The organism is Prevotella lacticifex, assembly GCF_019973375.1.
Taxonomy (GTDB): domain Bacteria; phylum Bacteroidota; class Bacteroidia; order Bacteroidales; family Bacteroidaceae; genus Prevotella; species Prevotella lacticifex.
In genome coordinates this window covers 1,540,461-1,553,865 of sequence record NZ_BPTV01000001.1, presented here as the reverse complement: position 1 = coordinate 1,553,865, position 13,405 = coordinate 1,540,461, and the positions used below count along the sequence as shown (strand labels likewise).

The 13,405-nt window shown below is 48.7% G+C and carries 7 protein-coding genes; 4 read left to right on the top strand and 3 right to left on the bottom strand.

Annotated features, from left to right (window positions below):
- Positions 1–47: 47 nt before the first annotated feature.
- The 4 genes from LDN30_RS06110 (at position 48) to LDN30_RS06095 (ending at position 6,134) form a co-directional block, all read left to right on the top strand.
- Positions 48–2,081 carry a M13 family metallopeptidase gene (locus tag LDN30_RS06110; protein WP_223925883.1) on the top strand — a complete coding sequence of 678 codons (2,034 nt, stop codon included), beginning with the start codon at positions 48–50 and terminating at the stop codon, positions 2,079–2,081.
- A gap of 79 nt (positions 2,082–2,160) precedes the next feature.
- A complete protein-coding gene (gene metA / locus LDN30_RS06105) occupies positions 2,161–3,078 on the top strand; it encodes a homoserine O-acetyltransferase MetA (protein ID WP_223925882.1) in 918 nt (305 codons plus the stop codon).
- 7 nt (positions 3,079–3,085) lie between these two features.
- Positions 3,086–4,972, top strand: coding sequence for a peptidase U32 family protein (locus tag LDN30_RS06100; protein WP_223929002.1), 1,887 nt, complete (start codon positions 3,086–3,088; stop codon positions 4,970–4,972).
- A 124-nt stretch (positions 4,973–5,096) separates the two neighbouring features.
- The gene (locus LDN30_RS06095; protein ID WP_223925880.1) at positions 5,097–6,134 is read left to right on the top strand and encodes a zinc ribbon domain-containing protein; all 1,038 of its coding nucleotides are present in this window, start codon (positions 5,097–5,099) and stop codon (positions 6,132–6,134) included.
- Between the two features lie 304 nt (positions 6,135–6,438).
- On the opposite strand, the gene LDN30_RS06090 is transcribed toward LDN30_RS06095, so the two are convergent.
- The 3 genes from LDN30_RS06090 to LDN30_RS06080 all read right to left on the bottom strand — a co-directional run bounded on the left by LDN30_RS06090 (position 6,439) and on the right by LDN30_RS06080 (position 13,390).
- Positions 6,439–7,707, bottom strand: coding sequence for an IS1634 family transposase (locus LDN30_RS06090; protein WP_223928712.1), 1,269 nt, complete (start codon positions 7,705–7,707; stop codon positions 6,439–6,441).
- Between the two features lie 1,347 nt (positions 7,708–9,054).
- Entirely contained in the window at positions 9,055–11,616 is a 2,562-nt protein-coding gene (gene glgP / locus LDN30_RS06085; protein ID WP_223925879.1) for an alpha-glucan family phosphorylase, read from the bottom strand.
- 79 nt (positions 11,617–11,695) lie between these two features.
- Complete coding sequence (locus tag LDN30_RS06080; protein WP_223925878.1) at positions 11,696–13,390, bottom strand: glycogen/starch synthase; 1,695 nt, start codon at positions 13,388–13,390, stop codon at positions 11,696–11,698.
- Positions 13,391–13,405: the final 15 nt, after the last annotated feature.

The following is a 13,405-nucleotide window of genomic DNA, read 5'->3' as shown; positions in this document are numbered from 1 at the left end:
GATAGCAGTCATAAACTGATTATATAACTATATCAAACTTATAACTTATGAACATGAAAAGAATCATTCCCCTACTGATGATTGCAGCTGCACCTGTCATGGGTATGGCGCAGAACGCTTCGGGGCTTTTCGACAAGAACTTTGAGAAGGATGTACGTCCGCAAGACGACTTCTACAAGTTCGCTACCGGAGGATGGCAGAAGCTCAATCCGTTGCCGGCAGCCTACAGTCGATTCGGCAGTTTCGACCAACTGCAAGAGGACAACAACAAACGTATCAACAGCATTCTCGATCAGCTGAAGAAGAAAAATTATCCTAAAGGCTCATTGGAGCAGAAGCTTTCCGACTTTTACAAGCTCGCCCTTGATGTCGAAAGACGCGACAAGGAAGGAATAGCACCGGTAAAGCCGCTCCTCGACAAGATTGAGGCAGCCAAGACCATTGACGACCTGCGCCTCATCCAGCGCCAGACAGCACCTAACAACTACGGAGTACCATATTGGTATGGTTTCGGCGCCGACGAGAAAAACGTCACTATGAATATCGTCAACCTCGGACAAGGTGGACTGAGCCTCGGACAGCGCGACTACTATGTCAACACTGATTCAGCTACAGTGGCCATCCGCGATGCATTCAAGAAGCATATCGTAAGGATGTTCAAGCTCTATGGATTCAACGACGCACAGGCTAACGCCAAGGCCAATGACATTTTCCGCCTCGAAACATCATTGGCACTTATCTCAAAGTCAAACACTGAGCTACGCGATCCACAGGCCAACTATAACAAGATGACGCTGAAAGAGTTTGAGACAAAATATCCTAACCTCAACTTCGAGGCTCTTGCCAACGCCGAGGGCATAGACTCACGCTATATCCAGGACATCGTCGTCGGTCAGCCAAAGTTCTTCGAGGGTCTCAACGCCATTGAAGGATTGCAGACTGCCGATGAGCTGAAAGCTGAAATGGAATGGGATGTCATCATGTCGTCGGCATCTTACCTTACCGATGAAATCCGTGAGGCCAATTTCGACTTCTTCGGCAAGACAATCTCAGGACGCAAAGAGGACTTCCCCCTCTGGAAGAGAGCAACCAACCAGGTTGAGGGTCAGATGGGTGAGGCTTTAGGCCGCATCTACTGCAAGCGCTACTTCCCCGAGAGCTCCAAGAAAATCATGGAGCAACTTGTTAAGAATCTTCAGGTGTCGTTAGGCCAGCGCATTGATGCCCAGGACTGGATGAGCGCAGAGACGAAAGCCAACGCCCATAAGAAACTCGATAAGTTCTACGTCAAAGTCGGTTATCCAAACAAATGGAAAGACTATTCTGCTCTGACCATCGACCCGTCGAAGTCATTCTTCGATAATGTTGAAGCTTGCAGAAAATTCCAGAACGACTATGAGATTGAGCACAAAGCCGGCAAACACGTTGATAAAGACGAGTGGCTCATGACCCCACAGACTGTCAACGCTTACTACAATCCTACAACCAACGAAATCTGTTTCCCAGCAGGAATACTGCAATATCCTTTCTTCGACCCCAAGGCTGACGAGGCATTCAACTATGGAGCCATCGGCGTTGTTATTGGCCACGAGATGACTCATGGATTCGACGACCAGGGAAGGCAGTATGATGCCGATGGCAATCTTAAGGACTGGTGGACAGCCGCTGACGCTAAGGGATTCGAGAAACGCGCTAAACTATATGCCGATTTCTTCGACAGTATCGAGGTGTTGCCGGGCCTTCACGCCAACGGTAAGTTCACCCTCGGTGAGAACCTTGCTGATCACGGAGGACTGCAGGTATCATTCAATGCCTATAAGAACGCTACTAAAGGCAAGAAACTCAAGGATTGGGACGGATTCACTCCCGACCAGCGTTTCTTCCTTGCCTATGCCGGTGTGTGGGCATCAAACATCACCAAGCAGGAGATAAGAAGCCGTGTCAACCGCGATCCGCACTCCCTCGGTGAGTGGCGCGTCAACGGTGCATTGCCTCATATTGACGCATGGTACAAGGCTTTCAATGTTAAGCCCACCGACAAGATGTATATTCCAGAGGACAAGCGCCTGCAACTCTGGTAATAAATAATTTATAAACTAACATCAACCTCCTCCCTCTCACATTAAGCGAGGGGGAGGAGGATTTTAGGAGGAATTAATAATGCCATTACGACTGCCACATCAACTCCCGGCTATAAACATCCTCAAGCGGGAGAACATCTTCGTCATGGATGAGGACCGCGCCCACAAGCAGGACATACGCCCGCTGCGCATTGTCATCCTCAATCTTATGCCACTGAAGATTACAACGGAAACCGACCTCATAAGACTGTTGTCGAACACTCCGCTGCAGATTGACATCATGTTTATGAAGCTCAAGAGCCATACTCCTAAGAACACTCCCATCGAGCATATGATGATGTTCTATAAGGACTTCGACGAGATAGCCCGCGAGAACTACGATGGAATGATAGTTACAGGAGCACCGGTAGAGACAATGGCTTTCGAAGATGTAGAGTACTGGAACGAAATAGTCAAGATTTTCGACTGGGCCAGAACTCACGTTCAGTCGACGCTCTATATCTGTTGGGCCGCTCAAGCTGCGCTGTATCATTTTTACGGCATTCCAAAGTATCTCCTCGACAGAAAGATGTTTGGCATATTCCCCACCCGACCGTTGCGGCCCAAACTCCCCATCTTCCGCGGTTTCGACAATGTTTTCTACATGCCACAGAGCCGTCACAGTGAGGTGAGGTCCCACGACATTAAGAAAGTCAAGGAACTGTCCATCATTGCTGAATCGCCTGAGAGCGGTGTGTCGATGGTTATGGCACGGGGAGGCAGAGAGTTCTTCATCACCGGCCATCTCGAATATGCCCCCGAAACTCTCGACAAGGAGTATAAGCGCGACGCAGGCATACGCGACGATGTCGGAATACCACTGCACTACTATGTTGATGACGACCCAAAGAAGGGATTCCACATCTTTTGGCGCGCCCACGCTAATCTACTTTTCCAAAATTGGATAAACTATTACGTCTATCAGAAGACACCATACGACTTGAGCAAGATAAAGTAATCATATTATGCATACTCTCGAACTATTAGCTCCCGCCAGGGACCTTGAATGTGGCATCGCTGCCGTCGACAGCGGTGCCGATGCCGTTTATATCGGTGCATCGCACTTTGGCGCAAGAGCAGCTGCCGGAAACTCCATCGATGATATAAGGACTCTGTGCGATTACGCCCACAAATTCGGTGTCAAAGTCCACGTTACGGTCAACACAATCATCTATGACAACGAACTCGAAAAGACGATGTCGCTCATAAGAGAATTGGAAAAGGCCGGTGTCGACGCTTTTCTCGTTCAGGATATGGGTCTCCTTAGCCGCATACGGCAGGAAGGCATTGCCGTCAGCTTACATGCCAGCACGCAATGTGACTCACGGACAGCAGAGAAAGTTAAGTGGCTGAGCTCCAAAGGCTTCGACCGCGTAGTGTTGGCACGTGAGCTGTCGGCTGAAGAGATAGCGGCCATCCACAAAGCCGTTCCCGACACCGAGCTTGAAGTTTTCGTCCATGGAGCACTGTGTGTAAGCTATTCGGGAGTATGCTATGCCTCACAGTATTGTTTCGGACGGTCTGCCAACCGTGGCGAGTGCGCACAGTTCTGCCGGTTGAAATTCGACCTCAAAGACTCCGATGGCCGGACTATAGAGCATCAGCGGCATCTTCTGTCGCTCAAGGACATGTGCCAGATCGACAATATCGAGGCTCTCTGTAAGGCCGGTGCCACAGCCTTCAAGATTGAGGGACGACTCAAGGATGCAAGCTACGTAAAGAACGTTGTGGCGGCCTACAGTCAACGGCTCAACGAAATAGTCGAGAACCACCCTTCAGAATATGTGCGTGAGTCATATGGAAGAGTGACTTACAAATTCACCCCCGATCTCAAGAAAACCTTCAACCGCGGATACACCACATATTTCCTCAACGGACGTCAACCCGATATCTTCTCTCCCGATACCCCAAAAGCCTTGGGCGAGTTTGTCGGTCACGTCAAGGAGATTCGGCACGACTCGTTCAACGTAGCCGGTACTGCCACTTTCGCCAATGGCGACGGCCTGTGCTTCATCAACGAAGAGCATGAGCTTGAGGGATTTAGAGTAAACAGAGCTGTGGGAAACAGACTCTATCCTTTCAAGATGCCCCACGGACTGAAAGCTGGAATGGCACTCTACCGCAATAACGATCAAAACTTCGAGCATGCCATCAGCGGAAAGTCATCAGAGAGAAAAATTCCCGTAGAGATGACTTTCAGCACTACCGACAATGGGTTCTCACTGACAATAAGCAGATGTCTGCACAATGTAAAGACTTCTGACAAGCCAAACAGCGTCGAGGCAACGGCAGAAGTGGAGTTCGAGCACCAAGAGGCAAAAAAGCCACAGCACGACAATATCATCCGTCAGCTGTCCAAACTCGGCACAACAGTCTTTCAAGCCAAGGAGATTAAAGTCAGCAATGGTGCTGACACTTTCTTCATTCCGAGCAGCGTTCTCTCCGATCTAAGGAGAATGGCTGTAGAGAAATTCGATGAAGCATTCACCGATGCTGTGAACGAAAAGGACATCGTCATAACCGCCAAGAGCTCTGCCGGACACGAGAAAGTATGGCAACGGGAATACAATGATTTCCCCTACCTATACAATATCTCCAATAAAGCCGCAGTGAAGTTTTATGAGGAGGAAGGTATCGGCACCGTAAGACCCGCCCTTGAGCTCAAATCCGCCACACGCCCCCTTATCATGCAGTGCCGCCACTGTCTTCGCTACAGCCTCGGATTCTGCGTACGTCGTGGCGGGAAGCATCCTTCATGGCATGAGCCACTGTTCCTGCAACTCGCCGACGGACGCAGGTTCCGTCTCGAATTCAAATGCGATGAGTGTCAGATGAATATCTACGCAGAATAGTACAAGGCCCATAGCGTTGACAAAGTTACGAAAATCTGTCAATTAACGACAGAAAAATCACTGCCACTAAAGCATTTGGATATAATCAGAAGCCAACATATATAACCCTTTAAACGATAGCCACATGAGGAAATTAGCAATACTAATGATGATGTCATTCCTTCTGCTGACAATAACCGGCTGCTACAACCGGCGGACACCAAGCCGTTTTCAGCTGAAGGACTCCACCCGCCTCACCGATTCCATGACCCAGGCCAAGTTCGACTCTTTATCGATGGACCAGAAGGATTCGGCCGACTTCGCAATAAAGCACCACTACAGTGTTGGTTTCAACTTCATCATCCGTGGCGATTCTATAGACCTCATCAAGCAACAGCCGGAGGAGGTCGTGAGCAATATGACGGTCGACTCATTCGCTGTAAAGAAGGGGGCGCGAGTAGCTGTCACCGATATTCACATGCTGAAGTCAGATTCTGTCGACTCGGTATGGATTCAACTTGTCACCGACCAATATGAGTTAGGATGGATCCACGAGTCGAAACTGTTGAAGAATGTAGACCCCGACGACCCTATTTCGCAGTTTATTTCGACATTCTCCAACCGCCATTTGATTTTCTTTCTTATTATAATCTCCTTCATTGCCGTGGGTTACATAATCCGAAAGCTCATGCGCAGGAAATCACATATCGTTCATTTCAACGATATCAACTCCTTCTACCCCACCCTTCTCGCACTCATAGTGGCATCGAGTGCAACATTCTACGCCACAATTCAGAACTTTACCCCCGACACATGGAGGGCTTTCTATTTCCATCCCACACTCAATCCCTTCTCTCAGCCGTGGTCGATAGCCATCTTCCTCATCTCAGTATGGGCAATGCTCATAGTGGGCCTCGCCACTATCGACGACACACGCCATCAGCTGAAGTTTGATGATGCGTTCTGGTATCTCTGCGGATTAGGAGCTGTGTGCGCCGTCGACTATATCGTTTTTTCTATTTCTACACTGTATTTCATCGGTTATCCGCTCCTTATAGCATACTTCTGGTTCGCTTTAAGAAGCTATTTCCGCAACAGCCGCAACGTTTATATCTGCGGCAATTGTGGAGCGCGTCTGCACCGTAAGGGCCGGTGCCCACATTGTGGTGCGATGAACGAATAGAAGACAAGGCTGATTCGATACTATGGACTGACTGTATTAACCTCCTCATCCATCTCTAATAAGAATGCGTTTCCATGCCCTCGTACTTACTTATGACCTGATATTATGTCATTATTCCGCCGAAGATACCTTCGTGAGTCGTTGAAGATATGTTCGTGAGCCATTGAAGATATTTTCGTGGGTCGTTAAAGGTATGTTCGTAAGCCATTGAAGATATGTTCTACATGAAGAAGATTTCCAAGGCATAAAATTGTGAATAGCGCATAAAATTCTGAATTTTCAATTAATTTGTAGCGATAATCTTCTAAGACTCGTTTTTCTTTGGCCTTCCTCTTTTTCTACCTACCTTTTTCGACTTGTATCCCGGTTCACACCCGGCTGGGATGTCAAGCCCAAAAGCCTTCGCAATCTCTACCTGCTTCCCGACAAAAGGTGTTATCTTGGTGGTATGCCCCTGTCGCTCGATACATCTTATGTTCCTCATCTCGTCAAGCATGTCCAGTGAAGAGGCGAACATGCTGTGAAGGCCTGTCGTCTTCCAGATGTGTCTAATATATGATCCTATGACTAATCCGACGAACAAGATGAACAGCCTGCCGGTCTTACCGTCCTCGCTCCAATTTCTTTGTCTGTCAGAGCACATCTCCGTCTTCATCTGCTGGAAGTACTTTTCCTGCTCGTCTCTCAATTTGTAGTGAGCCAGAGCTTGCGGTGCCGTCAGATCCAGTCCGAGCGTTACAATGGCGACAAACCCTAACAGTCTGAGTGAGTCGTTGTGCTTCTTCTCGTTCTTCTCAAAAGATATGACGTGTCTTTTCTTGTCCAGTTTTACGTCAAACATGCAGAAGTCTTTCTTCAGGGTCTCGTCGTCTGGTGCTTCTTCCTTGCCTTCAAGCATCTTCTGAAGACAGCTTCTCTGCCCTTCGACTTTCATGTCTATGTTGATTTGCCCCTCACTTCTCCACGAAGGATTGAAGAACAGGTTCAGGCGCATCTTGCTTGCTGCCTTTTCGGACTTGCCATTTCCATGTACCTTGTAGTCAATGTCATACTGCTTGTAATACAGCTTGCTGTCAAGGTCTATCTCCATTCCGTCCGGACGGACATTGAAGTCTCCAAGGCTGTCTATTTTGTCGCTGATAAACTTGTGGCCGGTCTTCATGCACATTATAGCGGGCTGGCCATGAAGGATGTTGTCCTCAAGGATTTGCACTGTCCCATAGCCCCTGTCCGTTATCATTACGTAATTCATAAAACCGGCACAGCGAAGGTCAGACTGGATGACACCCATTGTGCGTGAGTCAGGAATGTTACCGGGAAAAGACATGTAATAGATGGGCATGTGGTTGCTGAGAGTATAGACTACAACTTCATTCGTCTGCGCCAGGGCAATGTTCTCCTTGTTGTGCCCCCAGCGTATGTCGGCCAGGCTGCTTCCGTAAGCAGACCTGCTTGTGGAGTCAACAGCACAGAGTTCCATCTTTCCAATTTTTTCCGAACGAAGACGTAGCAGGGCCTGGCGGTCTTTCTCGGTGATTGACTGCGTAAGACGGGTGATGTCTCCCGGAGACATTTCGCGCGCGGACGGAGTCTTGGTGTATCTCTGCCAGCGAGCGAGCCTGCTGTATAAGAATAGCTGGAAATATAGGGGAACATGACAAGTGTCATGATGTCATCCACTTTCTCCTTGTTTCCCTCTAACACCTTCTCCAGATCCTCGCGTATCTTGGTCTTCTCCGCAACTCTTTCCATAAGCCACACGTCGCCATACAGACGGTTCGGCGCATCTCCATTGTGGGTAGGCCTCCCTGCTTTCCTCGTGCTTGGCAAAGAGTCCAGTTCACTCAAATCCCATCCCTGTGGGAATAACAATTGCTTTCGCTCGGCAGGAGGCATGCAAAGATATGCCTTACCTGGAATGAACTTCAAGCTTTCGGTCACTGTGCCTAAATGAATGCTTTTGTTCATACGCTTACCTGTTGCCTTGTTCGTTACACGTGGGCGTAGTGTTGCATATCTATATCCGTTATTGATGTGAAGCGTCACCTTGTGAGCAGTCTCATCGCTTATAGGTCTTGCCATTATACTATATCATTGATTACCGCTACAAATGTAACAATAATAAGTGAAATGGCAAAACATAACAAACTAAATATTTACTGATTTATAGATAATTAGCTTTAGAGTGGGTATTATCGCTACAAATTAATCGAAAATTCAGACATAAAATAAAGCGGGCGGAATTATTACCACGACGGCGTTATCAGGTCTTTCTAAAAACGCTTGTGAGCAGATTCAGGAGGTGCAGAGTATTTTATGCGCTCTGCGCAATATTACGTGATAGCGATTTTCGTAACGGACAGGCATTGCCCCCCTGTAGAGGGGGGCTGAAGTGATGGGGAGCCAAAGTCTGTACGTGACTATTTTCCAATAAACTTATAATTCATCCTGGGTGACGCATTGACGAAGTCAGGAGAAATATAGAGTCCTATCTTCACTATTTCTGCTACAGTTTATTGTTATTTCGCTGCAAAGTTACAAAATATTTTTCCCGAATCCAAATTTTCACAGGGTAGAAAGGAGGGTAGAAAGGAGGGTAGAAAGGAGGGTAGTAAGACAAGCATATTTTGCCAGATTATCTGTAAAGGTGTCTAAACACCTGTGAATATGGCAGATAGCTTACACTTAATGAAGCGACAGACAAACTTATTGAGTGCATCATAGCGTGTGTTCAATGCAGGGATATATCAAAAGGAGCCATCCGACATTAGCGAATGGCTCCTTTTATATTCTCCCGGTCATGGTGGAATCAAGACACAAGACCGGTGTCGGTTTTCTCTTAGAGCCGCGACGCAGTACGAATCGCTCGTTGCATTACGGCCCAGCGAGAATTATGATTTTTCTTGTATCACGCCCAGAATTAGTCAAGCCACTTGACGTAGCAGAAGTCCTGACGGTGAGGCAGTTCCTTGTTCTGCGGGAACATACGTACAGCATACTTGTACGGACCGGCCTCGACAGCCTCGAAGTCAAGTTTGAAGGTGTAGTTATTGCCCTCTTCCTTAACCATCTTGAACGGATAGACGTGATGAATCTTCTGTTCCTTGTTAGGATCGTTGTCGAGAGTGACCAGTTCAAGGCCTACTGCGTTCTGCAGTCCCTGCTCGTCGATGACGTATGTCAGTTCAGCCTTCTCGCCGGTAGCAAGGTCGTTAAGTGCCGAAACGTCTTCGCTTACCACACGAATATTGTCCCAACGCTCAGCGACAGTCTCCTTCCAGAGAGCAATTTCCTTAGCCAGACGGTTTCCGTTGGCCTGCAGACGCTTAGAGCGCTTAGCCTCCTTATTGTAGAACTTGTCATAATAGTCGTCGAGCTGGCGCTTCATGGTGTAGTGAGGCGCAATCTTTGCTATAGAGTTCTTGATGACGCGAATCCACTCCTCCGAGTAAGTCTTGCCACGTGTAGTGCGGTAGTAGAGAGGAATGATATCGTTCTCGAGCAAGCTATAGATAGTGGCAGCATCGAGCTGGTCCTGATAAGCCTGATTCTGATAGGTACGCTCCTGAGGCAGAGCCCATCCGGCCCCCTCACGGTAACCCTCAACCCACCATCCGTCAAGGACTGAGAGGTTGACAACACCGTTCATCTCGGCCTTCTCACCAGATGTTCCGCTGGCCTCGAGAGGACGTGTCGGGGTGTTCATCCAGATATCAACACCCGAAACGAGGCGACGGGCCAGACGCATATCGTAGTCCTCAAGGAAGATAATCTTACCGAGGAACTGCGGCATACGGCTAATCTCGAAGATTCTCTTGATGAGTCCCTGACCGGCACCGTCGGCAGGATGAGCCTTACCCGAGAAGAAGAACAGTACTGGATGCTCAGGGTCGTTGACAATCTTTTCGAGACGGTCGAGGTCGGTGAACAGCAGATGAGCGCGCTTGTAAGTAGCAAAACGACGGCAGAAACCAATCATCAGCGCGTTAGGATTGATGCGCTCGAGAATGCTCACTACCTTTGCGGGGTCGCCCTGGTTGCGGAGCCACTGCGTCGAGAACTTATCACGGATGTACTTCACGAGCTTCTTCTTCAGGGCCATACGTGTCTCCCAGATTTCCTTATCGGGTACATCGTATATAGCGTGCCAAATCTTCTCGTTGCTCTGATCCGACATGAAAGTCGGGTCGAAGTACTTATCGTAGAGATGACGCCACTCCGTAGCGCACCATGTCGGGAAGTGCACACCATTGGTGACGTAGCCCACATGGTTTTCCTCAGGATAGTAGCCCTTCCACAGAGGAGCGAACATCTTCTGGCTGACCCATCCGTGGAGCTTACTGACACCGTTAACCTCCTGACACGTATTGCATGCGAACGTACTCATGCAGAAACGCTCTCCGTGGTCATCGGGGTTGGTACGGCCCATACCGATGAACTCATCCCAAGTGATGCCGAGCTTTGCCGGATAGCCGCCCATGTACTTGCCGAAGAGCTGCTCGTCGAAATAGTCGTGGCCGGCAGGAACCGGTGTGTGGACAGTATATAGCGAGCTTGCACGTACGAGCTCCATAGCCTGATTGAAAGTAAGACCATCGTCATCGATATAATCGCACAGACGCTGCAGATTGCAGAGTGCTGCATGACCCTCATTGCAGTGATAGAGATCTTTTTTTATACCGAGTTTCTTCAGAGTGAGGATACCGCCGATACCGAGCAGAATCTCCTGCTTCAGACGGTTCTCCCAGTCACCGCCATAGAGTGAGTGGGTGATTGGCTTATCGAACTCTGAGTTCATATCATTGTCAGTATCAAGCAGATACAGTTTAACACGGCCAACGTTAACACGCCAAACAAGAGCGTGAACCTGATAGTTCTGATAAGGCACGTCGACGACAACCTGATTGCCGTCCTTGTCGAGTTCCTTGACGATAGGAAGTGAGTTGAAGTTCTGAGCCTCATACTTCGCTATCTGCTGGCCATCCATCGAGAGACTCTGCTTGAAGTAGCCATAACGATAGAGAAAACCGATGCCGCACATATCGACATTAGAGTCGGAAGCCTCTTTGAGGTAGTCACCGGCAAGCATGCCAAGACCACCGGAGTAAATCTTCAGAACCTGATTGATACCATACTCCATAGAGAAGTAAGCGACTGAAGGACGGGTCTTATCGGCCTCAACGCTCATGTACTCCTTGAAACGGTTGTACACATCGTTGACTTTCTTCATGATGACCTTATCCTTGACAATGGCTTCCTTGCGGTTATAGCTCAGGCGCTCAAGAAGGAGAACCGGATTGTGGCCCACTTCCTCATAGAGTTTCTCATCGAGACTCTTGAACATGTTGCGGGCGTCATAATTCCATGCCCACCACATGTTGTGTGCTAATTCGTCCAGACACTCCAACTGCTTTGGAACGCTCGACTTGACGTTTACCTCTTTCCACTGAGGTTCATTCGAATAATCTGACTTAATCTTCATAACTGTTATCTGTTAGTTATCAATTATCTGAATAATTAGTTTGAAATATTAGTTGTTCGAATTAGTATCATCGTGAGTATCAGGCCTGTTGCGCGGCCTTAGCCTTTACGCTTTCCATACGCTTCATAGCCTTACGGAGAGCAAAGTCGTAAGCCTCTTCATAGTAACGGAAGAACTTCGACCACAGAGCTTTCTTCGCCAGGGTTCCTGCCTTCTTGCGGCACATATCCTCCTGCTTCTTATCGAAGGTGGAATAGCGCAGCACAACATCGCGGATATTGTCGGCCACCTCATTATAATTGCTGTCAGTACGGTGCACAACCTCGGCACCATCCTCTATCTTGCTGTACTCACCGGTGCCTTTCTCCTTGTTGGCCCACAGACCAAAGCCTGCAAGGTCGGTAGTGATGCACGGCACCTTGAAAGCCACAGCCTCTAACGGCGTGTAACCCCATGGCTCATAATAACTTGGGTAGATACAGAGATCGTTGCCGAGGATAATATCGTAGTATGGTTTATCAAAGATACCGTCGTCGCCGATAAGATAGCACGGCACGAAGATGACTTTCACCTTGCTGTCCTTTCCGTTGTCCATACCGAGCCAGCGCATCATGCCGAGCACGCGGTCGTCGCCCTCGTTATACAGTTCGTGGGTGATAACCGGATTAGGCAGGGCTTCAGTATAAGGTGTATCAAAGACGAGACGGTCCTGGAGGTCCTTGCGCGGACCCTTGACCCATCCCGGCACGGCAATGAAAGCCACAACGTTTCTTTTCAGTTTGTCCGACAGTCGCAGACGGTTCATGGCATCGATAAACACATCTATACCCTTATTGCGGAACTCGTAACGGCCACTTGTAGAAATGATTAAAGTATCGTCACCAAACTGGCTGCCTGTCAGAGCATTGGCAACATCAAGCAAAGCCTTTCTCGCAGCCTTTCTCTTAGCGGTGAACGCACGGCCCTTAGGAACGAAATCGTCCTCAAAGCCATTAGGAAGAACAACATCGACGGGTTTGTCGAGCAGCTCCTTGCACTCACGGGCGGTAATATCGCTGACGGTCGTGAAGCAGTCGACATACTTTGCCGTCTGTTTCTCCACGCTGTGCTTGCTTTGCATATTGAGCTCGCAGGCCATCTGGTCGCCATTATATGCACTGAGATAATCGTAGAGTGGTTTGTTGTTGCCGGCTATGCTGCGGCCGATGCCCGTAGCGTGGGTGGTGAAGATAGTCCCAATCTGGGGCAACACTTTCTGGATATACAGTGCGGCAACGGCCGTCTGCCACTCGTTGACGTGGAAGACTACCTTCTTTCCGGCCGGGATATTGGCATTGTAGAAACTCTCCACCACCTTACCGGCTGCGTAGGAGAACATCAGGCTGTCGTCGTAGTCGCCATAGGCATGTAGGCTGTCGACCTGAAAATCTTCCCACAACTGGCCATAGATACGGTCCTTATCAGCAAAGAAAGGATGATAGTCGACAAGGATGGCAATGGGCTCACCGGGAACGGTCCAACGGCCAATCTTCACCTTCAGACCCTCGCCGGCAACCTTCGACCGCCACTGAGGAAAAAGCGAATTGTCCTCCTTAAAGAACGGACACACTTTCTCGCCCCAGCAATCCGGGCCAATAAAAATCACATGATCTTTTATCTTATCCTGAAGTGTCTTCGCTCTCGTGGAGAGGACCGCATAGATTCCTCCTACCTTATTACATACCTCCCAACTTGTTTCAAAAACATAATCGGGAAACAACTTGTTCTTATCCATAAGCACATTATATCG